The sequence below is a fragment of the Vibrio sp. 10N.261.51.C6 genome, assembly GCF_041471785.1.
GTDB classification, from domain to species: Bacteria; Pseudomonadota; Gammaproteobacteria; order Enterobacterales; family Vibrionaceae; genus Vibrio; species Vibrio crassostreae_C.
The window spans coordinates 46455-67962 of the sequence record NZ_JBFRPB010000065.1 but is presented as its reverse complement, the minus strand read 5'-3'; the positions used below and the strand labels follow the sequence as shown (position 1 = coordinate 67962).

Genomic DNA, 21508 nt, shown 5'->3' with positions numbered 1-21508 from the left:
GAGTGGGTATGAAAAAGTCAGATTGTTCTCAGAATAAAGCGCCACATAGTATTAACCGCCGCCAGTTCATGGGTATTGCGGCGGCTGTTGGCGTCAGTGCGATGCTGCCATTTCCAAGCTTTGCCAAAACAGGTTCAGACAATATCTTCATTTGGGTATCACTGCGTGGCGCGATGGATGGTTTAAATGTTGTAGTGCCGCATGCCGATCCGGATTACTCTAATTTGAGACCCAACATCGGATTAAAACCTGAACAGCTAGTGAAGTTGGATGATTTCTTTGGGCTCCATCCGTCCCTAAAGCAATGCCATCAATGGTATGAGAGTAACGAACTCAGCTTTGTACACGCTTGTTCAACCGCTTATCGCGAGCGCTCACATTTTGATGGACAGAAGATATTGGAGAATGGCACTTCCGACCCGTTTAACACCGTAGGGTGGATTAACCGTTTACTCACGTTGAGCTCAGAAAAATACGATGGAATAGCGATTGATTCGGGCTTACCACTCATCATGCAGGGCGAATCGACCGTGGCAAGTTGGTACCCAAACCGCTTAAAAACACGTGATAAACAAACGGAACTGCTGGAAGAGTTGTTTCAAAGTGACCAAATGCTGTCTTCAAACTTTGAAAGTGTCATGAAGATAGATCAACTGGTAGGCGACCAAGGTGTCGGCAAACAGTTTAAATCATTGATGGGTAAAACAGGCGACATATTGTCGGCTGATAACGGACCAAACATCGCAGCGTTAGAACTCGGTGGATGGGACACTCACGCCAATCAAGGTAACGTAAATGGACGGTTGAGTAATCAGCTTAAAACTTTGGATGTTGGGTTAGCGGCTCTCAAGGCTTCACTTGGTGATCGTTGGCAGAAGACAGTGATCATTGCAGCCAGTGAATTTGGTCGAACAGCAAAAGAAAATGGCACTAAAGGAACCGACCATGGCACCGGCAACGTCATGTTTGTTGCAGGTGGCACGATGCCATCGTTGAAAGGAGCGGGTGGTAAGGTTATTGCCAATTGGCCGGGCTTGAGCCAAAGCCAACTATATGAAGGCCGAGATCTTAATCCAACGATTGATATGCGTTCGGTTATCAAGGGTGTGCTCAACCGACATTTATCGATAGAAGTGAAACAACTCAACGCTATCTTCCCTGATAGTGCCGATATTAGACCGATGAATCTTGTTTAGAGTTTTACCAAGACCCAGTTAGATGCGATTCAGTCGTTTGAATCGCTTTCTATTTCTGACTCGCTTGTTTACGATTTAATCGCCAACAGTGCTCCGAACGTCACTAAGCCAACCCCACACGCTTGATTGAGTCTTTTCTTGGCTCTCAATAAGTGCTTTTGTAACGTCTTCGAAGTGAAAAGCATGGCGACAACTCCAAACCATAATCCGTGAAGAAAAATCATATAAAGTCCATAGCCGAGTGCGACATGCTGGTTCTCTGCATCAGGTGAGATGACTTGAGTGAAGATGCTCAAGAAGAACAACATGGTTTTTGGGTTGAGCACGTTACACAAAAAGCCCTGGGCTAAATAGCGCCAAACACTGGTGCTTTGCTTCGTATCTTCGATAGGTGCAAGTTTGTTGTTTGCGCTCAGGATACCTTTTAGCCCTAGATAAATAAGGTAGGTTGCACCTGCGTATCTAATCATGTCAAACAGCTGCTCATTCTGTGAGATTAAGTAACTGATCCCAAGCATTGAATAACTGATGTGAGCACAAATCGCTAAACTCACACCGATTGCAGTCCAAATCCCTGCTTGTCTTCCTTGGTTGACACTGTTTTTCAAAACTAAAACGAAATCAGCGCCTGGGCTGATAACAATCAATAGTCCCAATACTGCTAGGATTAACCACTCCATAATGACTCCAACTCTTTATATTTGATGAGCCAGCATTGTATGGTTTTTTATTGCTGCCTATAATCGAAATGAATTCCACCTATCTGTGAGAAAAAATCACACATGAGACATTTGAAAGCATTTCATATTTTCCACGTAGCAGCGCATTCGAGTAGTTACAGTGAAGCGGCGGATAAACTCAATATCACACATGGCGCGGTGAGTAAGCAGATCAAGGTATTGGAAAATCACTTATCCCAAGTTTTGTTCTACAAACAGGGCAGGAATGTGTGTCTCACCAAAGAAGGGGAATTACTCAAAGGTTACACAGAGCAAGCGTTCCAAGCCTTGGAGACTGGAGTCCATAAGCTTAATCAGCTGAATCATCAAGCGTTGGAAGTTTCATGCGAACCCACATTGACCATGCGTTGGTTAATGCCTCGACTCGGTGATTTCTATAACGAATCCGGAATTGATGTTCGATTGTCGACTGCTGGTGGGCCTGTGAACTTGAATGCGACAGGGCTCGATATGGCGATTCGCCGAGATGACTTTAAATTAACCGAGCGTTACGAACAGATACCACTAGTTGAAGAGTGGGTAGGCCCTGTGTGTTCCCCGGGTTATTGGCAGCAGGTAAAAGATAACTTAGATGATGTGAAATTACTGCACAGCAGTACACGGCCAGGTGCTTGGAGTCATTGGGGTGCTATCACTATAGATAAAGTTAATGGTGGAGAGTGGTCAAAAGCTCGAGCGAACCAAACATTTGCACACTTCTACTTTTGCTTTCAGGCGGCTGTCGATGGGTTAGGCATAGCGCTTGGGTCTTATCCACTTGTCGCCGACGATCTTGAAAGAGGTAACTTGATCGCGCCGTTTGGCTTCGTACCTTCTGGTCACCAGTACATATTGCTCACGCAAGATAGCAACCATGAAGAGCCAGAAAGCCCGTTTGTTGTTTGGCTGAAGAATGAGTTATCGCAGTGTGTTCCAACTTTATAGGAACGACATCCGACCTAGAAGTGTGCTTGTCTTATGTCAGGCTCTAGTTCGTTGTTGTGGAAATCACTCAATAGGCAAAGACAGCACGCCACCATTGAGTTCGACTTGTTTTAGCCATTCGGTTGGAATTTCGCCATCTCCTTCGTAGAAACACGCCGCTAATACCGCGCCAATTACAATCGCACGACCGCAGCTGTCACCACCACATAAGATGTTGTCGCGAATGCCTTGTTTAAAGCTCTGAGCGCCAGCAATGATGCGAATCAGCAGCGGGAACGCGGCACTCAATTCGCAATGCAACCCGAACTTTTTCGCGGCATCTGTTATTGAAAGCTCAGGCGCTGAGAGGGCTTCATCGATTTGATCGTGTATAAACTTGCTGCAGGTTTGTCGTACCATCTCTACTGATTGTAATGGTGAATTGCCTTGTATCGCGGCTTGAATCAGTAGGGTGATGGCTTGTGCCCACTCTACCGCTTTATCATTATTATTAGTGACTCGTACCGCACTCTCTACCATTGCAGGTAAGGTGTGAGAGGTGTAAATACACGCCACTAATGGAATGATCTTTGAGACTGCGGGGAGCTGTGTATCATCCGCGCCACAGGCAGTAATCGGGGCATTTGCCAATTCTAATTGATGGATGTTCAACAAGCTCATACGAGTCGCTTTATCAATATAGCCTCGCCAACTACCACCAAAATCAAACCAGAATCGGAAGTGCTTGATGTAGCTCGCTTCATCGTACTGTTGGTTGTCGACTAAACTGTCGACCATCGCCAATAGCTGAGCACCATACTGTGATTGTTCACCTGCGGTTTTTCCTTGGTGAGCAAAGTAGCCCTTGTCTTGATAATCGAACTGATTCGGTGAGCGAAATTCTGGTTCAAAACCCGCCACGTGCAAGATCCTCTCTTGGTCATACAACCAATGCAGCCCCATGGAAGCGGCGTCTCCAACCAATGCGCCAACAACGGCGTAAAAAGCTCTTTCTTTATGATTGTCCATGCTGAGTGAAGTCCTTGAGAAGATCCAATGGAATTTGATACTTCAAGTATAGTGACTAAATGATGGGTTTGCTGTGTTTCAGTAGAGAGTTTTCAAGCAATTAATCCTGATTGGTCAATGAGTTAAACCAATCAGGGTAAGTGGATGAATATTATGACTTAGGTGGCTATGTTGACATCTAACAGACGCTTGAATACACGTCTAAATAAACAATGACACTAGCGGTTAAGGTAAACACTCGAGCGTTGTTCAATGACTTTGAAAATACGTGAAAGGGTGAAACATAACGCGAAGTAAACCGCACCAACAATCAGCCAGATCTCGAAGATCAAACCGGAAGAGTTCGCCATTTCAGTGCCAACAAATGTCATCTCTTGAATCGAAATCAGGGATACAATCGAGGTATCTTTTACTAGAGAAATTGCCTGACCTGCTAAAGGCGGTGTGATGGCCGTTAATACTTGCGGGCCAACCACAAATCGATATTTTGATAGGGCAGACAAACCCAATGAATCGGCCGCTTCCCATTGGCCTTTTGGAATACCTTCTAAACCAGCTCTAATCACTTCAGCAATATAAGCAGAAGAGAGCAAGCCAATACAGATAACACCAGACGCCAAGTTTTCCCAAAGGTTAGCTGGGCCGAACAGGAAATCTTGAACAGCGTTAATCTCGCCGTTGTGTTCACGCCAGGGCGCGAGCACACTTTGTTCAATTTATAACCCAAAGAAGACTCGTGCCCGATAATCATCGTTCCAAGCAGCCTTCTTCAACTTCACTTTTTGGCTTGGTGCACCACATTCGCATTGCTTCAGCATGTTCATCACAAAGCGTCTAAACAACGCTATATTTTCTACAGCACCATCTAGCGTGATCCGTGAGTAATCCTCTTTAAAAACAACATCTAATACGTAATGCTGGCTGTTTTCAATACGCCAATGCTGACGAATGTAGTGGCCTAGCATTTTGTGATTCGGCGACATAGAGCTTATGTAATATGAGGTGTCTACACTTCCTTTTCCGTTGATCACTCGATGCCGCTCCACCGCAATGATGCTTCGTACTGTCGGCCATTTCTCCGCAAGCTCTTTAGGTAACTTAGCCTTTAACTGAAATACATATCTTTCTTCACTGCGGCCATGGTGCTTCTCTTTGATTTCGGTAACTATTTTCTCTTTACCTGCTTCAAAGACAGCTTGAAATTGCTCCACAATAGCCACTCTCAATTTGGGCTGGTTGTTCTTCACTTGAACAACAACGTGAGCCTTTTTCTCTGCAATTTTCTCGAGCGTATCGCGCTGACAATGCAGGGCATCAATGGTGATGACACTGCCTTTTACGTTAATAACATCAAGCATTTGGCGTACAACGTTGATCTCGCCATTTTTGCTCTCAGTCGGCTTTTGACTCAAAACGAGGCCACGTTCAGTGTCGTAGGCGGTAACCAATTGTAACGCTGTTTTTTTGTCATTTCGGTATGAGCCACGCAGCACTTTTCCATCGAATGCGATTATCGGCTTGTGTTGACTAGTGCGTTGCTCGTTAATCCACAGGGCTAATGCCTCTAGCAAAGATTCTGCGACAACTGAACGTAAAATACGGGCTATTGTATGCCGACGTGGAATACCATGTTCAAATGTTCTGTATTTTCTCAGCCAATCTAGTTTGTCTTTCCCAAACAATTCAATATCTTGCCATCCTTCACATCCAGATGCGATGGCGCTAATTACAAGGAACATGACATCGATAAGATCATGCTTCTGATTAATGTCTGACCGAGTGTCTTGGACGACTGATAAGTGTTCGATTAAGTTCAAAATGGCTGTGTGATTGTGGATTTAGCACTATTAGATCATATTTGTTAACAAAGTGCGATCCCGCCCTGGTGTTCACGCAAGATACTTTCTAAACCAAGTAATGTGAAGCTGCTTCGACTTTCTGCTCTGCTTCACGCTTTAGAGCTGCCGTTAAATTAATTAATAATCTACATGATATCATGTAGATAAAGTTAAATTTAGCAGGATTGAGCTATGAACAGCGTAACTAATGATATCGATTTTGTCGTAAATAACACAGTGGATAATCTAAATCCGACCTTCATTTCTCGATCGAGTACTCACGGATTTGGCCTGTTCGCTAAAGGAAATATTAGTAAGGGAAACTCTCTAGGGACTCTTGATGGTCAAAGAATTAATTTAGATAGCTGGGAAAAAATTAAGTATAATATTAAGGAGGATATTAAAGATTATTATGATTATTTCTTTATGGAGTGTAATTACCTTGAAGAAAGTGTAGTTCTTGTAAGGCCATTAAGAACGAAATACTCATATATAAATCATCATCGCGTTCCAAATTTAGAAATAGAAAATAATTCTTTATCTATTGTCGCTGTTAGAGATATAAATGACGGAGAAGAGCTTTTTTTAGATTATAGGATGGAATGTCTTCCTGAAATATATGTTAATGGAATTAAGGGAGATTATCTATAATATGGTTAACTTCACTGTGATGTGCGTTCAGCCAATAGAGATACCATTAGAAGCATTCAAAGTCATATCTAATAAGAAAATAAATGAAAGTTATTATGGGAAAGTTTCTACCCCTTGGATAATGGCATTTGATAAAACCCACTACCGTTGTAATCACTTTAAGTCTCTACTTTCTGAGAGAGAGGTTAACTCTAAATTTCTCGTTGATGACTTGCAATCTGAGATATATAAAGTATATGGGGAAATCGCTCTATTCGAATATCTAGATTTGAATTCAGTAGGTTTTGATCTGATATTTGATGAGCGTGTTTCGAGCTTAACTATAGTTTATGAGTTTTCATTTAATATAGATGAGGAAATAATCGAAAAACTGTTTAACGATACTGGTTATGACCATGAATATAGGCATAATTTCTATAATGTTGTGAGAAAGTTACTAGTAAAAGAGGATGAGAATAGCTTAATTGGTAGTTGGGCTAGTCAGATACGAGATAGGTGCTTACATAGAATTAATTATATCTTCGGTTTTCAATCGACAGGTACTGCTCTTCCTAGTATATATGACAACACAGGGAATATATCATTACTAGTAAACGGTATATCGGAAGAAAATAAGAAAAATTATAGAAATAAAATTTCAAACTCCAATCAAATGGCTGAAAGGGTGGAAAACAACCAAATATACCTTTTGAAGAATAGTGAAATAGAGTTTATTTTTCATGGCCGTTTTCATACTATTATATCAAGTAACTTTGACAATTATTATAGATACTTTCCGATTTTATATCATGCTCAGTTTATGTGGAGTTCTGTCCATCAATTTACGACAGTTATGGATCTCCTTAATAGGAAGGTCCTACTTGGCGAGTTATCAAATGGAAATTCAGCTCAAATTATAGATGAATATATAAACAAGTTTGAACTGGTTAGAATACATAACCAAGATATGAAAATGTATTTTGAATCAGATAGTAAATTGGTGTTTTCTGAAATTGAAACAGCATGGACGATAAAGGAATCTTTAGATGAAGTTAATTGTTATGTATCTTCATTTAAAGAGTTTATTGAAAGATCCTACCAAAGAAAAATGGAAAAAATGAATCGCAGGCAGAATACTATATTATTTGTGATATCATGTATTCAAAGTCTTGGCCTTATAAGTATTTGGGTCGACTACCTATCACTCTCCAAGCTGGAAGGCTTTGTTCAAACAACAGGTTTAACACGTGATACTGACAAAGTGTTACTTCTGATTATAAATACTTGGTTGCCATTGCTGATTCTTATTTTAATATTTGTTATGGTATACAATGCTATATTTAAAAAATAAAAGCAGCGCTCAAAATGAACGCTGCTTCTGTTGTACGAAAGAAAAAAGTAATGGGTTCAGTCAGATGTGAAAATTCATCGTTGTATGACCACTATCTTTACTTTCTCTCTATTTTCCCGATTCTTAGTGAATCGCAGACTCTAGAATCTCACGTGTTTTCTCTGGCGTGATTGCTTGATTCTCACCAAGTTGTAGGTAGCCGTGTGATTCAAGTTGAGCGACAACATTGTCAATCGCCGTTGTTTTGTTTGTTTCGTAGCCGTCAAACATGGTTGCTACGTCTAGGCTGTGGTAGAACGCTTCGATTGCAGCGATTGTGCGTTCTGCTAAATCAGCACCCGCTTCTAGGCCAAATACGTTACGACCCATTTGCTCTAGCTTGCCACGTTTTGCTTCGATTTGGTTACGAAGTAGTGAAGGTTGGACAATCGCAAGCGAACGTGCGTGGTCTACGTGCCATAGTGCTGTGAATTCGTGGCCAATCATGTGAGTTGCCCAATCTTGAGGAACACCCGTACCAATTAGGCCGTTAAGCGCTTGGTTTGCTGTCCACATTAGGTTTGCACGCCATGCGTCGTTGTCACGCTCGTCGTATTGCTTACCCAGTACAAGTAGGTTCTTAAGCAGTGTTTCTGCGTAACCGTCTTGAACCATTGCGTCTGTTGGCATCGTGATGTATTGCTCACATACGTGAACCCACGCATCAACTAATCCGTTGATCAGCTGGCGCTCAGGTAAAGACTTCATTACATCTGGGTCCATAACCGCAAACTTAGGCTGTACTGCAGGGTTCATGAATGCCAGTTTCTCTTGAGTCGCTTTACGCGTGATTACCGCACCCATGTTAGATTCAGAACCTGTCGCAGGAAGTGTCAGTACCGCACCGATTGGCGTCGCTTCAGTTACTTGGTGTTTGCCCGTTAGGATGTCCCAACCGTCGCCGTCATATTTAGCCGCTGCAGCAACGTACTTAGAGCCGTCGATTACTGAACCACCGCCAACAGCGATAATGAATTCTACGTTTTCTTCTTTAACAAGAGCGACTGCTTTGTCTAGCGTCTCTTTGGTAGGGTTTGCTTCAACGCCAGAGAACTCGATCCAAGAGTGATCTTTCAAAGATTCTACAACTTGGTCGTAAACACCGTTGCTCTTGATTGAACCGCCACCATAGATGACCAGTACTTTCTTCGAAGTATCAACCGCTTGGCTGATAGCGTTGATTTGGCCTTGGCCGAAATGGATAACAGTAGGGTTAACGTAAGTAAATTGCATCAGAGATTCCTTGTGTAAAGCGAAATTTGTTATTTTGGTTTATTGCTCAATTTCTATATTTGCATATTAGTACAGTAATCTAGGTCAATGAAGAGCTGTTCCTCCAAATAAATTGCCTATTTCTACAAACTTGATATTCTTCCTCTGCTTTAGCTTACTTACTCTTAGCACTTAGAATGGAAAGTCGCCACTTATGAAAACACTCGCTCAGTTATTACAGTCTTATGTTGAACACAAAGGTTGGGATGACCTTGAAGGGATCAGAGAAACTGAAATTAGCGGTGTGTGGTTGTATCGAAGCAGTGGCGGGAATCAGCGTCAGCCATTTACTTACCAGTCTGGCATTATCATGCTCGGACAGGGCAAAAAGAACATCTACATTGGTGAAAGGCCAGTGACTTACGCTGCAGGTGATTATCTTGTGGTGGGTGTGCCAATGCCGTTAGAGTGCGAAGCCTTGCCTGTTAATGGCGAACCATTGCTTGGTTTGTCGATAAGCATTGATTCTCAACGTTTGCATAGCTTAGTCAAAAAGCTCGAAGACCAAGGCTTTCTAGAGAGCTACTGCAACAAGCATAAACAGAACTCGAGTGGCTTAGAATCGACGCCGATGGAAAAGCAAATGCTAGAGAGCTTTACCCGGTTGGTGAAAACGCTGCATTGCGACATTGAGGCCAACATATTGGGCGATGCGATGGTGACAGAGATTGTCTACCGCGCATTAACCGGTTCAGAAGGGCGTGTGCTGTTTGATTTAGCTCATCATGATGGCCATTACGCACGTGTCGCTAAAGCGCTGTCTAAAGTGCATGAAGAATACGACCAAACCATCACTGTTCAATCGCTGGCTGACGAAGCCAACATGAGCGTGTCTGCCTTCCACTATGCATTCCGTAATGTCACTTTTGAATCACCACTGCAATATTTGAAAAAGGTTAGGCTCAACAAAGCGAAAGAGCTGATTCAACTAGAAGGCCTTCGTATTAGTGATGCTGCACGTCGAGTCGGTTACTCCAGCCCATCTCAATTTAGCCGCGAATTTAAGCGCCACTTCAATACTACTCCAAGAGCGGTTTAGTTCTTCTTTCAACGAAACTATGTGTTGAGAGCTATAATGCCAAAAGCTATGGTGACGATTGCTCATATTTGTTGAATTATATGAGTAAATGTATCTAATCATAGGCATTGTCAGATTGTAGGTATTTGATTCTCGAATATATTATTAACGTACTTATATAAAATAAGCTCTCGAAAATAATTAATTAAATAGCCTAAGAGTTTATGCACAGGTATAGGGGAGAAAATCACTAACTTAGCTATTAACGAAGTTTTTGTGTGAACAACCTATCAAATATTATCTAAAATTCTGGAATTACTCACCGTACTATCAGAGAGAGTATTCAGGATTATTGAATAGACTTAAAATTAAAGATAATTTAGCAGTTGATAAAGCCTAGTACGACGGATAATTAGTCGTTTGATGACTAATTATTCTGTAACTTGCTGATTTATAGTCAACTGAGAGTCTGATGGATATCACGTTTACCCTAAAATAATTCACTTAACATGGCGCTACTTTAATCATTCTTCCAAATACGATTGTTAAATATAAATACGTATACCTATTTTATTTAAAGGATAATACCGATGAGTAGCGATATCATTAAAATTTCAAGAAACACTGAAAACGCACCAATTAATTCTGTATCTACACAAACGGTCGCTTTTTCTCATTATAATAACTTTTCTGCTCAACTTCCGATTGACCCTAAAACGGGTGAAATAGTCATCGGTGATATTAAAGATCAAGCAGCACAATGTTTGAATAATATTAAAGCGATTGTTGAAAGCATCGACCATGTTATGGATGATGTCGTGAAGATTAATGTTTTCGTTAAGAATATTTCTGATATCGATGCTATTGATGAAGTTTACAAAAACTTCTTCCACAACAGCCTTCCAACACGCACTGTCGTGGGTGTCACTGCACTGCCAAGCAGCGATGCGCTGGTTCAAATGGATGCTCTCATTTCTAACGGTGAAGGCACTAAACCACAAGCTCCTTGCGCGCTAATTAAGGTCTCAAGAAATACGGATAACGCACCTCAAAGTGCTGTGTCTACGCAGACTGCAGCCTTTTCTCACTACAACAATCTTTCAGCTCAGTTGCCTATAGATGTAGCCACAGGTGAGTTGGTTGATGGTGGTATCAAAGCGCAAACAGCGCAATGTCTATCAAACATTAAAGCTATTTTAGAAAGCATCGGACACGTCATGAATGATGTGGTTAAAACGACTATCTACCTAAAAAATATCGCAGATGCGGAAGTGGTAAATGAAGTATGTGCTAAATTCTTCCCAAGCTACGTTCCTGCTCGTACTGTTGTTAACGCAGCTGAATTACCAATGGGTGCTTTAATTCAAATTGATACATCCATTTCACATGGCGACGGTACACTGCCGCAATTACCAGAAGACACTCGCTTACTGGTTATTGAAACCAATAATACTGTTTCTGCACCATTCATGCCTTATTCGCATACTGTTGCTTTCTCTCACTACAATCATATTTCAGCCCAATTACCTCTAGATCCGAAAACAAATGAAATCGTTGCTGGCGGGGTAAAAGAACAAGCGGAACAATGTTTAAACAATATTAAGGCGATAATTGAAAGCGTTGACCATAGCATGGACGATACGGTGAAAATTAATATTCAACTTAAGGATATTTCAGATATTGATGTGGTAAACGAAGTCTACACCACATTCTTTAATGCTGAGCTGCCTGCAAGAACGGTAGTAGGGGTTTCAGAAATCCCAATGAATGCTTTAGTACAAATTGATGCTGTCGTTTCTAACTGTGAAGGGACACCTCCACAAGACGTTGTTGCATAAATCAATTGAACCCTTCTCGATAATATCGATCAGATCTCGGTTTAGCTTCCAAATAGGGAGCAAACTCAACAGGCCGAGATCTGATCCGTTCACTTCATTACTCAAGTCCATCGAAGCGACACACCTAAGCTTATCCCGTAAACATGGTATTTATAAGGTTGAAGTGTTTTAATATGAAAAACAGACGCTTAACGTAATAAAGAAAACCAGTTTATGCAATTTCGAGCCATTTTACTGCTATGCCTTACCCTAATAGGGTGTTCGTCCAATCAAGAGTTGGTACCCGACCCAACAACCATCACGCTATTTTATGGTGATACATCCATCGCCGCAGGTGTTTTAGAGGATAAAACATTCAATTCAGTCCTTGCCGATAGGGTTGAAAGCGTTACGTTTTCGGGCTCAATATCAAAGAAAGACTCTGGCTATTTTGTCGATATGTTAGTGATTCGAGAAACAAAAGAGCCACGTTCAACACGACAGCTTAACACCTCGCTTCTAATGAAACCGGGAGAGTTAGTAGATGTTGGCGGCGTGAATAACGATGTGTTCAGGGTAATCCTCGAGTAACAAAAATAAAGTGTTCAATTAATCTGATTTTTTGCTTTACCTCAACCTAACTTCAAGTCTTAAGCTTCTCTTACTGATTAAGAAGGAGCTTATTATGCAAAATAACTACATAAAAGAACTCGCCGTTAAAACTTACCAAGAAGACCTTCAAAAAGAGTACGTTAGATCTAAAGCTCAGCCATTCCACGCCCCAAGTTTTATCGGTGGGGTGCTGTTGTCAGTTGTGCTGGTGGGACTGTTTTAATTTATGCAGAATTTCTGATCCATTGCCAACTCTCAACATATCTATTTGCTGCACTTTAATGCTTACGGCACAATCTCTTAGGTTGAATTGTGACGCTAATGTCGAGAGGAAGTGAAGTATGGCAAGTCCAAGAGTATTAAAGTCACAGATTACTGATATTACCTGTGGCGAGAATGTCACTATCATCGAGCCAAGTAACGTTTATGGCTGTGAGCTTAAAGATGATGTGTTCGTTGGCCCCTTTGTTGAGATTCAAAAGAACACCGTGATAGGTGCGAGAAGCAAGATTCAATCTCACACCTTTATCTGTGAGTATGTGACCATTGGAAGTGACTGCTTTGTTGGTCACGGAGTCATGTTTGCCAACGACTTATTCAAAGAGGGCAAGCCAGATCCAAACCCAGACAGTTGGGGGCGAACTGTTATCGCAAATAACGTTACCATCGGTTCTAATGCGACAGTGTTGTCTGTCAGTGTTTGCGAAGGGGTGGTAATCGGTGCGGGCAGTGTGGTGACAAAAGACATCACCGAGAAAGGTATCTATGCAGGCAATCCTGCTAAGAAATTGAGAGGTTTACCGTAACCGTATTTTTTTAGCGTACCGAAATAAATTTAATATTAGTTGTTCGTGCAAAATAAGTGTCGACTCATTGCATGCTATAAACAAATTAATGCGAGTCATTTTATAAATATCGAATATTTTAGGTGTTAAATTGGCACTGTTACCTACAGTTGTTTTGCGAAGAGATTTAAGTAATGAGAAATATGACACTTAAATTAAGCATCTTGAAACAATAACTTAAGGGACAGCTAACATGCACCTAAACCAAGGAAGAGTGGCCAAGAAGGTTTTTACACTCAGTACTCTCACCGCGTCATGCTTAATGGCGTTCAACAGCTACGCGGCTGTGGATTGTTCAACGTTAGAAGCGTGGGATTCCGCCACGGTGTACACCGGTGGTGATCAGGTTTCACATGACGGCAGCGCGTACTCAGCGAATTACTGGAATCAAAATAACAACCCGAGCCAATTTGAGGGTGACTATGCACAATGGAAAAAGATTGATGTGTGTAGTGGTGGCGGAGGTGGCGGTACGCCAAATGAAGTACCAACGGCTTCATTAACGGCACCCTCTGCTTCTGACGTGATTACTGAAGGCGATAATGTTGTATTGAGTGCAACAGCACTAGATTCTGATGGCAGTGTGGCTTCGGTTGAGTTCTTTGTTGATGGCGCATCTGTTGCGGTAGTCACAGCGGCACCTTTCGAAGCGACTTGGGCTGCAACGTCGGGTAATCATCAGGTTTCTGTTGTTGCAACGGATAATGAAGGCGCAGCAAGTGTTGCAAGTGCGGTTTCTGTTTCTGTTGATTCAGCACAACCAGGGAATGAAGCACCGACAGTTTCAGTTGCACTTTCAGTGACATCTGTTGATGTTGGTGGTGTAGTCACACTGACAGCAACGGCAGCAGATAGCGATGGCACGGTTGATAAGGTTGATTTCTACGTAGCGGGTGCTCTTGTGGGCACTGCTGCAACGAGCCCTTACACGTTAGATTACACAACAACTCAAGCGGGTTCTTTAGCGGTTTACGCGAAAGCAACAGACGACCAAGGCGCGACTGCAGATTCTGCGTTGGCATCTTTGACCGTGAACGGCGCTCCAACAGTGAGCACATGTCGCCCTGATGGCTTATATCAAACTCAAGGTGTCGATGTTCCTTACTGTACAATTTACGATGATGAAGGCCGTGAGAAAATGGGTGCAGACCATCCCCGTCGTGTCATTGGTTACTTCACAAGTTGGCGTGCAGGGGATGACCCACAAGCTGCTTACCTAGTAAATGATATTCCTTGGGAACAACTCACACACATTAACTACGCTTTCGTGAGCATCGGTTCAGATGGCAAAGTAAACGTCGGTGATGTAAACGATCCAAATAACGCAGCGGTTGGTAAAGAGTGGCCGGGTGTGGAAGTTGATCCGGCATTAGGCTTCAAAGGTCACTTCGGTGCATTAGCGACAGCGAAGAAAAAACACGGCGTGAAAACGTTAATCTCAATCGGTGGTTGGGCTGAAACAGGTGGTCACTTCGCGACTGATGGCAGCCGCGTGGCTGATGGTGGTTTCTACACCATGACGACCAATGCTGATGGTTCTATCAACCATCAAGGTATCGAAACATTCGCGACTTCAGCGGTCGAAATGCTGCGTAAGTACCAGTTCGATGGTCTAGATATCGATTACGAATACCCAACTTCTATGGCTGGCGCAGGTAACCCATACGACAAAGACTTCATGGAGCCGCGTCGTCAATACCTGTGGGCGTCGTACCAAGTGTTGATGAAAGTGCTACGTGAGAAGCTCGATGCGGCGTCTGCGCAAGATGGCAATCACTACATGTTAACGATCGCAGCGCCTTCTTCTGGTTACCTATTACGCGGTATGGAAACATTCGATGTAACCAAGTACCTCGATTACGTAAACATCATGTCTTACGACCTTCACGGTGCGTGGAACGATCACGTAGGTCATAACGCAGCCTTGTTTGATACGGGTAAAGATTCAGAGCTAGCGCAGTGGAACGTATACGACACGGCGGCTTACGGTGGTATTGGTTATCTGAACACGGATTGGGCTTACCATTACTTCCGTGGTTCTATGCCAGCAGGCCGTATTAACATCGGTGTGCCTTACTACACTCGTGGTTGGCAAGGCGTAACGGGTGGTGAGAATGGTCTTTGGGGCCGAGCAGCACTGCCAAACCAATCTGAATGTTCAGCGGGTACGGGTGAAGGCGAGAAAAACAACTGTGGCCATGGCGCTATTGGTATCGACAACATGTGGCACGATACCGATCCAAAAGGTAACGAAATGGGCGCGGGTTCTAACCCTATGTGGCACGCGAAGAACCTAGAGAAGGGTATTTGGGGCTCTTACGCTGAAGCTTACAAGCTTGATCCTGTGAATGATCCTTCAGATGTTCTAACGGGCACTTACACGAGAAACTACGACAGTGTGGCGGTTGCCCCTTGGTTGTGGAACGCAGAGAAGGGCGTATTCCTTTCAACAGAAGATAAACAGTCTATCGACGTGAAAGCGGACTACGTTATCGACAAAGAGATCGGCGGCATTATGTTCTGGGAACTAGCAGGGGATTATAACTGTTATGTTCTCGATGCGAATGGCAACCGAAGCTCTATCGATACGACTGAGCAAGCGTGTAACAGCGGTAACGGTGAGTTCCACATGGGTAACACCATGACGAAAGCTATCTACGATAAGTTTAAGTCTGCAACACCATATGGAAACAAAGTAGCGACGGGTGCTATTCCAACAGAAGCGCTAGATATCGCGGTATCGGTTGGTGGCTTCAAAGTCGGTGACCAAAACTACCCAATCAACCCTAAGATCACGTTCACGAACAACACAGGGCAAGCTCTTCCGGGTGGAACTGAGTTCCAATTCGATATCCCAGTATCTGCACCTGATAACGCGAAAGATCAATCGGGTGGTGGTTTGACCGTGATTGCTTCAGGTCATACTCGCGCGGATAACATCGGTGGACTAGATGGAACCATGCACCGAGTGGCGTTTATTTTGCCTACATGGGAAGAGCTTCCTGCTGGCGGTGTGTATGAGTTAGACATGGTGTATTACTTGCCAATTTCTGGCCCTGCTAACTACGCGGTGAATGTCGGTGGCGTTGATTACGCGTTTAGCTTCGAGCAGCCAGATCTACCATTAGGTGATATCAGTTCAGGTGGCGGTAACCCTGGCGATGGTGGCACCAATCCAGGTACATGTGATACGGCAGGTTTAGCGGTTTACCCAGACTTACCTCAGAAAGATTGGGCAGGTAACCCAAGCCATGCAAACACAGGAGACCAAGTGGTTCACAACGGTAGTGTTTACCAAGCAAACTGGTGGACAAGTTCTGAACCGGGTAGCGATGGTAGCTGGACTCAAGTTTGTTCTTAATTTAATGCTAAGCAAACTATTTATAGACAATAGAGTGTAGTAATAGGTAATAAACACAAATGCTTTTAAGTCTATTTATCAGGAATTAGTATCAATTAAGTAATCAATCTAGACGTAAAATCAAAAAGCCGAACTGAATCCAGTTCGGCGTTTTTGTTATAAGTCACAGATTACGTATAGAAACCCTTAAAAATATCGACACTCGTTCAGTAAAAAATAAAAAACATGATATAAAACAGTCTGTATATAAGAGAAGTCACAGCGTTACCTGAAATTATAAATCTACGGGGTAATCTTGAAAGTCAGACGTAAATACATTCTTAATTTTTCAATTGCGCTCGCCGTCGTGTCGATGATTCTTTCTGCCTTTCAATTTAATCGAACTGAAAGGTCATTGTTGGAATCTAACCAACTGTTTTTTCGTACGATTGTGAACGCGAGTTACGATATTGTCGACACCACAGTTAATGAGGCGATAAAGACATATCTTAAAGGAATTACGGATACCGTTGCGTCTCATGTATGGCATACCACGCCAGAACAAGAAGTTGAACAGGTAAGCCAAATTGCCCGTGAATTGCATATTGGACAATCGGGTTATATCTATTTGATGTCACCCCAAGGCGTCCATCTCTACCATCCATTCTTGCAAGGTCAGAAGCGTGGGCATTTTACTCATATCCAAAAACAGCTCACTATTGACTCTGGCATGATCGAGTACTTTCACGCTAACCCTCATGAGATAAGCCGCAGAGCCAAAGTCGCTTATTCGATGAGGCTACCGAGTGGTAATACTTTGGTTGCGACGACCTATAAAGAAGAATTGATGTATTTGGTCGACCTTGAAGGTTTAAAAGATAAACTTAGAAAGTATGCGTTTGGTGATAGCGGATATGTGTACATTGTCGATCTGCAGGGTAACTTAGTGCTTCCTCCAGATTATGAGCACAAATCATTGAAATCCTTAATAGGCTACTCGTCTGAACTGCTTATTGATCGAATCGCCACCAAACCAGAAGGTCAATTCAGTTACTCGATTTCCAGTGATAGTGGCACGACCAACAAAAAAATCTTCTATAAGTTTTACCCTTATCTTAATTGGGTCATTTCTGCAGGTATCTTAGAGCAAGAGCTTAATCGAAATCATAGCCTATTGTTTATTAGCTTGATGGCTTTGGTTGTAAGTTTGTTGAGCATTATTGTCGTGTTGGTGCTTTACCTGCGGCATCGTCATCTTAGAATCTTGGATGTGGCAAGCCTCGATTACCTTACTGGGCTTCCTAGTCGACGGAGTTTTATCGAACAGCTAAAACTGAAAATTACTCAAAGGTCGCCTTATCCGCTAACAAATGTCGGTGTCATTTTGCTGGATATTGACCATTTCAAGCGGGTGAACGATCAATATGGTCATGCTCAAGGCGATAGGGTTATCTGTGAGGTCGCAAAATCACTGAAGAGATTTGTTAACCGTCGTCGTTTGATTGCACGCTATGGCGGTGAAGAGTTTATTTTGGTGACGTTTGATTGTGATGAACATGAGTTATTCGAATTATCAGAGGCGTTACGGTTATGTGTTGAGCAACTTCAAGGCTTAGTGTCGCCAGTAACAATCAGCGCTGGTTGTTGCCATGCTCAAGCACTGACTGACATTGAAACCGCTATCGATAAAGCCGACAAAGCGCTTTATCAAGCAAAAGAGAGTGGACGTAACAACACTCAAGCGTATCGAGACAACGAATATCACGTTGCTTACATGTGATCGGTTGAAAGCCTCATTGAATTGAAAAGTTTTGTTCACACAAATCGAGCTCTTGAGAACGACAAACACAAAAAAGCCCAAATAGATCGCTCTATTTGGGCTTTTTCAGAATTATTTGAAAGGCTAATCGTTAATTTAAGCTTTCGCTGCTTTCATCGCTTCCGTTTTTTTTTCCTTTTGCATTTTTGCAAGGAAGTAGATGTTTACACAAGCGATAAAGCCGTTGGTGGCTGCAACTGGCCATGCGTCAATCATGATGCCGTATGCTGTGAAGAGTGCACAGCCAATAAAGTTAAGGACACGCAGACGAACGATATCTTTCATTGTTAATGAAATTGCGACCATAATAGACGCAGCGTAACCTAAAATTTCAACCATATTGAATTCCATTGTTTGACCCTCTTAAATTTGCCGATACTTTGTCGGTACCAATTCTTCTCTTCATGAGATGATTGAGGAAGCTCCGTGCCTCGAATGGTCTGGTTTTGTTTAACGGGGAGAACTATACCAACTCTGTTTTTGTGATTAAACCCCCAAAACAGACAGAGGTGAAGGTTAGCGATTACGCAAACGTTTAATGACCTTTCTATTAACATAATTACTATTTATGTTGGAGGTTGAATTGATAGTTATTCTTATATAGGTAAGGAAGCCTCGAATGATAAAACGATCCATTTGTGCAACAAAAAGCATAAAAAAAGCAGCACTATTGGCTTTGATGGCTATTGGGCTGACCGCATGCTCTACGCAAGAAATACCACCCACACACAATTATGGTGTGGTCACTAGCGGTGACTTTGGTTTCATGAAACACGGCGTGATGACGTACTCCTGGCACCCTGAGTCAGAAAAGGTTTACCTTTCTCAAAAATACGATGAAACCGTGGTAACCGATTTAGTGCGTGATTCGATTCAAGAACAGCTCTCAAGTAAAGGTTATCAGTTAAAGCAGGATGGTGTCGGTGATGTTGTTGTAGGCTTTGGATTAGCGGAAGAATCGGAACTGAACGATGAGTCTATCTTCGATGCGATTAAGCTATCTACTGGTGTGCCATTTTACGATGGTGAAGGTAAAGTCGCGGAGAAAGGGTCGTTGTACATTGCGTTTTTCGTACCTAACTCAGAGGTCGTACAATGGCAAGCATTAGCACAGTCTGGCATCCAACCTGATTTAGAGCCAAGCGAGAGCAAACAGCGTATTACTGGCTTTGTTGAAATGTTATTTAGACGCATGCCTGAGCGATAGCATTAGGCGTTGAATGCATTCGTGGAGTAAATATTAGTTGTGGAAAATATGGTCAGATCGCAGATTATACTTTTTTATTTGTAACGAATGGTACAAATACGTAAAGCAACGTAAAGCTCGCGCTTCTTTTGCTAGTATTTGTCTATACTGCTCAAAACGTTAACTTAGGTTTGATTCAATGAAACTGTTTTCCAAATACTCTCTCCCTCTATTAAGTATATTCATTGTAAGTAACGCCGCGATGGTAAGTAATGCAGCTATCGCAGCACCTTCTATAGTACCAAGCCCACCTAGCCTAGGCGCAAAAGGGTATGTGTTAATTGATTTTAATTCTGGTGATGTGCTGGTAGAAAAAAACGCACATACGAAGTTAAACCCAGCAAGCTTGACCAAACTGATGACCAGCTATGTGGCAGGTCAAGAGATGAAGCGAGGCAACATCTCTGCTGATGATCAGGTACGAATCAGTGAGAACGCGTGGGCGAAGAACTTCCCAGACTCTTCAAAAATGTTCATCGAAGTAAACACCGATGTAGCAATGATGGATCTTTATCGTGGCTTGATTATTCAATCTGGTAATGATGCTAGCGTTGCGATTGCAGAGCATGTTGCAGGCTCACAAGATGCATTCGTTGACCTGATGAACTCTTGGGCTACCTCTCTGAAGCTAGAAAACACCCATTTTGCCAATGCACATGGTTTGGATGCAGACGACCTCTATTCGACTCCTTACGATATCGCGTTACTCGGTCGTGCCATTATTCGTGATTTACCGGATGTGTATGGCTTATACAGCGAACGCTCTTTCAGTTACAACGGCATCACTCAACATAACCGTAATGGCTTGTTGCGTGATAGAAGCTTAACCGTTGATGGCATGAAAACGGGCTACACCTCTGGTGCTGGCTACAGTTTGGCGAGTTCAGCGACACAAGGTGAGATGAGACTTATCGCGGTTGTGATGGGCGCATCAAGCGTTAAGAGCCGTGAATCAGACAGCAAACAGCTGTTGAGCTACGGTTTCCGTTTCTTCGATACACTAAACCCGCATAAAGGCGGCGATCAAGTGGCTGAAGAGAAGGTATGGTTTGGTGAGCAAGACACATTGAAATTAGGTGTGGCAGAAGACACGTTCATTACGTTGCCTAAGTCAGACAGTAAAAAGCTGACTGCATCTATCGAGCTTAACTCTGAACTGAAAGCGCCAATTGCAGAAGGTCAAACTCTAGGTGTGGTTCATTACACCGTTGATGGCGAAGATGTTCAAACTCAGCCTTTGATCGCGCTTGAAGCGGTTGAACAGGGCGGTTTGTTCAAACGTTTAATAGACTACGTTAAGCTGTTCTTCGCGAGCCTGTTCTAAATAGAGCCTGTGGCGATAAGCCGCGCTGAAAAGTCGAAATATTATGGGTGTTGTGAGTGAATCACAGCGCCCTTTGTTATTTCTACATCAATGAAAACGCCGCGCCGCACTATCTTTATTAGCCGTAGCGGGCGGTTTCGATTACTATACGCAAAATTTAGCAGTGTAGTCACTTATGACCATAGATATAAAGAACGTAACCGAACCCGAAGTAACCTGTGCAAATTGTCAGGCATGCTGTTGTCGTTTAGAGGTTATGATCATCACAGATACGGGCGTACCTGAAGAGCACATCGCTTATGATGAATGGGGCGGTGAAACCATGAAGCGCTTAGACGACGGCTGGTGTTCTGCGGTAGATAGAGAAACACTGATGTGTACTATCTACGAAAACCGACCATGGATCTGTCGTGAGTTCGAAATGGGCTCTTATGAATGCGTTGATCAGCGCAAGGACGTAATGGGCTAGGCGTCTGCAGTATTGAACTC

General features: G+C 42.8%; 19 protein-coding genes and 1 pseudogene. 14 read left to right on the top strand and 6 right to left on the bottom strand.

Annotated elements, in window-relative coordinates:
- Positions 1–8 precede the first annotated feature (8 nt).
- Positions 9–1196: a DUF1501 domain-containing protein gene (locus AB4375_RS17685; RefSeq protein WP_017062670.1), complete on the top strand. Its 1188-nt coding sequence runs from the start codon at positions 9–11 to the stop codon at positions 1194–1196.
- Between the two features lie 68 nt (positions 1197–1264).
- Here AB4375_RS17685 and AB4375_RS17680 read toward each other — a convergent pair whose 3' ends face one another.
- A complete protein-coding gene (locus tag AB4375_RS17680; RefSeq protein ID WP_372052168.1) occupies positions 1265–1876 on the bottom strand; it encodes a LysE family translocator in 612 nt (203 codons plus the stop codon).
- Between the two features lie 102 nt (positions 1877–1978).
- On the opposite strand from AB4375_RS17680, the gene AB4375_RS17675 reads away from it, so the two are divergent.
- Complete coding sequence (locus AB4375_RS17675; protein ID WP_017062668.1) at positions 1979–2860, top strand: LysR substrate-binding domain-containing protein; 882 nt, start codon at positions 1979–1981, stop codon at positions 2858–2860.
- Between the two features lie 63 nt (positions 2861–2923).
- On the opposite strand, the gene AB4375_RS17670 is transcribed toward AB4375_RS17675, so the two are convergent.
- The 3 genes and pseudogenes from AB4375_RS17670 to AB4375_RS17660 all read right to left on the bottom strand — a co-directional run bounded on the left by AB4375_RS17670 (position 2924) and on the right by AB4375_RS17660 (position 5685).
- Complete coding sequence (locus AB4375_RS17670) at positions 2924–3868, bottom strand: ADP-ribosylglycohydrolase family protein (RefSeq protein WP_372052167.1); 945 nt, start codon at positions 3866–3868, stop codon at positions 2924–2926.
- Between the two features lie 218 nt (positions 3869–4086).
- Positions 4087–4557: pseudogene (locus AB4375_RS17665) on the bottom strand (amino acid ABC transporter permease); the annotation flags it as partial.
- 27 nt (positions 4558–4584) lie between these two features.
- The gene (locus tag AB4375_RS17660; RefSeq protein ID WP_102319868.1) at positions 4585–5685 is read right to left on the bottom strand and encodes an ISAs1 family transposase; all 1101 of its coding nucleotides are present in this window, start codon (positions 5683–5685) and stop codon (positions 4585–4587) included.
- Positions 5686–5898: 213 nt separating this feature from the next.
- On the opposite strand from AB4375_RS17660, the gene AB4375_RS17655 reads away from it, so the two are divergent.
- The gene (locus AB4375_RS17655; RefSeq protein ID WP_372052166.1) at positions 5899–6357 is read left to right on the top strand and encodes an SET domain-containing protein-lysine N-methyltransferase; all 459 of its coding nucleotides are present in this window, start codon (positions 5899–5901) and stop codon (positions 6355–6357) included.
- Position 6358: 1 nt separating this feature from the next.
- A complete protein-coding gene (locus tag AB4375_RS17650; protein ID WP_372052164.1) occupies positions 6359–7687 on the top strand; it encodes a hypothetical protein in 1329 nt (442 codons plus the stop codon).
- A gap of 123 nt (positions 7688–7810) precedes the next feature.
- Here AB4375_RS17650 and AB4375_RS17645 read toward each other — a convergent pair whose 3' ends face one another.
- Positions 7811–8959, bottom strand: a complete 1149-nt coding sequence (locus AB4375_RS17645) for an iron-containing alcohol dehydrogenase (RefSeq protein WP_372052163.1) — start codon at positions 8957–8959, stop codon at positions 7811–7813.
- 193 nt (positions 8960–9152) lie between these two features.
- On the opposite strand from AB4375_RS17645, the gene AB4375_RS17640 reads away from it, so the two are divergent.
- The 7 genes from AB4375_RS17640 to AB4375_RS17610 all read left to right on the top strand — a co-directional run bounded on the left by AB4375_RS17640 (position 9153) and on the right by AB4375_RS17610 (position 18410).
- Positions 9153–10037, top strand: coding sequence for an AraC family transcriptional regulator N-terminal domain-containing protein (locus AB4375_RS17640; RefSeq protein ID WP_372052162.1), 885 nt, complete (start codon positions 9153–9155; stop codon positions 10035–10037).
- Positions 10038–10606: 569 nt separating this feature from the next.
- Positions 10607–11854 (top strand): RidA family protein, encoded by a 1248-nt coding sequence (locus AB4375_RS17635; RefSeq protein ID WP_372052160.1) that lies wholly within the window; start codon positions 10607–10609, stop codon positions 11852–11854.
- A 213-nt stretch (positions 11855–12067) separates the two neighbouring features.
- Positions 12068–12424, top strand: coding sequence for a hypothetical protein (locus AB4375_RS17630; protein ID WP_017062659.1), 357 nt, complete (start codon positions 12068–12070; stop codon positions 12422–12424).
- A gap of 94 nt (positions 12425–12518) precedes the next feature.
- Entirely contained in the window at positions 12519–12668 is a 150-nt protein-coding gene (locus AB4375_RS17625) for a hypothetical protein (protein WP_017067591.1), read from the top strand.
- A 118-nt stretch (positions 12669–12786) separates the two neighbouring features.
- On the top strand, positions 12787–13251 hold the full coding sequence (locus tag AB4375_RS17620) for an acyltransferase (protein ID WP_372052159.1): 465 nt from the start codon (positions 12787–12789) through the stop codon (positions 13249–13251).
- Between the two features lie 232 nt (positions 13252–13483).
- Positions 13484–16651 carry a chitinase C-terminal domain-containing protein gene (locus AB4375_RS17615; RefSeq protein WP_372052157.1) on the top strand — a complete coding sequence of 1056 codons (3168 nt, stop codon included), beginning with the start codon at positions 13484–13486 and terminating at the stop codon, positions 16649–16651.
- A 295-nt stretch (positions 16652–16946) separates the two neighbouring features.
- The gene (locus AB4375_RS17610) at positions 16947–18410 is read left to right on the top strand and encodes a diguanylate cyclase domain-containing protein (RefSeq protein ID WP_372052156.1); all 1464 of its coding nucleotides are present in this window, start codon (positions 16947–16949) and stop codon (positions 18408–18410) included.
- A 135-nt stretch (positions 18411–18545) separates the two neighbouring features.
- On the opposite strand, the gene AB4375_RS17605 is transcribed toward AB4375_RS17610, so the two are convergent.
- Positions 18546–18800: a YgjV family protein gene (locus tag AB4375_RS17605; protein WP_017068159.1), complete on the bottom strand. Its 255-nt coding sequence runs from the start codon at positions 18798–18800 to the stop codon at positions 18546–18548.
- 268 nt (positions 18801–19068) lie between these two features.
- Here AB4375_RS17605 and AB4375_RS17600 point away from each other — a divergent pair, with 268 nt between their 5' ends.
- The 3 genes from AB4375_RS17600 to AB4375_RS17590 all read left to right on the top strand — a co-directional run bounded on the left by AB4375_RS17600 (position 19069) and on the right by AB4375_RS17590 (position 21488).
- Positions 19069–19656: a DUF4136 domain-containing protein gene (locus tag AB4375_RS17600; RefSeq protein WP_017064475.1), complete on the top strand. Its 588-nt coding sequence runs from the start codon at positions 19069–19071 to the stop codon at positions 19654–19656.
- 178 nt (positions 19657–19834) lie between these two features.
- Complete coding sequence (locus tag AB4375_RS17595; RefSeq protein ID WP_017064476.1) at positions 19835–21019, top strand: D-alanyl-D-alanine carboxypeptidase family protein; 1185 nt, start codon at positions 19835–19837, stop codon at positions 21017–21019.
- Positions 21020–21194: 175 nt separating this feature from the next.
- Positions 21195–21488, top strand: coding sequence for a YkgJ family cysteine cluster protein (locus AB4375_RS17590; RefSeq protein WP_372052154.1), 294 nt, complete (start codon positions 21195–21197; stop codon positions 21486–21488).
- Positions 21489–21508 lie beyond the last annotated feature (20 nt).

Excerpts from the sequence above, each read along its gene's own strand:
- AB4375_RS17620 (WP_372052159.1), top strand. The coding sequence starts at position 12,787 with ATGGCAAGTCCAAGAGTATTAAAGTCACAGATTACTGATATTACCTGT.
- AB4375_RS17630 (WP_017062659.1), top strand. The coding sequence starts at position 12,068 with ATGCAATTTCGAGCCATTTTACTGCTATGCCTTACCCTAATAGGGTGT.
- AB4375_RS17595 (WP_017064476.1), top strand. The coding sequence starts at position 19,835 with ATGAAACTGTTTTCCAAATACTCTCTCCCTCTATTAAGTATATTCATT.
- AB4375_RS17605 (WP_017068159.1), bottom strand. The coding sequence starts at position 18,800 with ATGGAATTCAATATGGTTGAAATTTTAGGTTACGCTGCGTCTATTATG.
- AB4375_RS17640 (WP_372052162.1), top strand. The coding sequence starts at position 9,153 with ATGAAAACACTCGCTCAGTTATTACAGTCTTATGTTGAACACAAAGGT.
- AB4375_RS17670 (WP_372052167.1), bottom strand. The coding sequence starts at position 3,868 with ATGGACAATCATAAAGAAAGAGCTTTTTACGCCGTTGTTGGCGCATTG.
- AB4375_RS17685 (WP_017062670.1), top strand. The coding sequence starts at position 9 with ATGAAAAAGTCAGATTGTTCTCAGAATAAAGCGCCACATAGTATTAAC.
- AB4375_RS17635 (WP_372052160.1), top strand. The coding sequence starts at position 10,607 with ATGAGTAGCGATATCATTAAAATTTCAAGAAACACTGAAAACGCACCA.
- AB4375_RS17625 (WP_017067591.1), top strand. The coding sequence starts at position 12,519 with ATGCAAAATAACTACATAAAAGAACTCGCCGTTAAAACTTACCAAGAA.
- AB4375_RS17590 (WP_372052154.1), top strand. The coding sequence starts at position 21,195 with ATGACCATAGATATAAAGAACGTAACCGAACCCGAAGTAACCTGTGCA.
- AB4375_RS17675 (WP_017062668.1), top strand. The coding sequence starts at position 1,979 with ATGAGACATTTGAAAGCATTTCATATTTTCCACGTAGCAGCGCATTCG.
- AB4375_RS17600 (WP_017064475.1), top strand. The coding sequence starts at position 19,069 with ATGATAAAACGATCCATTTGTGCAACAAAAAGCATAAAAAAAGCAGCA.
- AB4375_RS17645 (WP_372052163.1), bottom strand. The coding sequence starts at position 8,959 with ATGCAATTTACTTACGTTAACCCTACTGTTATCCATTTCGGCCAAGGC.
- AB4375_RS17615 (WP_372052157.1), top strand. The coding sequence starts at position 13,484 with ATGCACCTAAACCAAGGAAGAGTGGCCAAGAAGGTTTTTACACTCAGT.
- AB4375_RS17650 (WP_372052164.1), top strand. The coding sequence starts at position 6,359 with ATGGTTAACTTCACTGTGATGTGCGTTCAGCCAATAGAGATACCATTA.
- AB4375_RS17680 (WP_372052168.1), bottom strand. The coding sequence starts at position 1,876 with ATGGAGTGGTTAATCCTAGCAGTATTGGGACTATTGATTGTTATCAGC.
- AB4375_RS17655 (WP_372052166.1), top strand. The coding sequence starts at position 5,899 with ATGAACAGCGTAACTAATGATATCGATTTTGTCGTAAATAACACAGTG.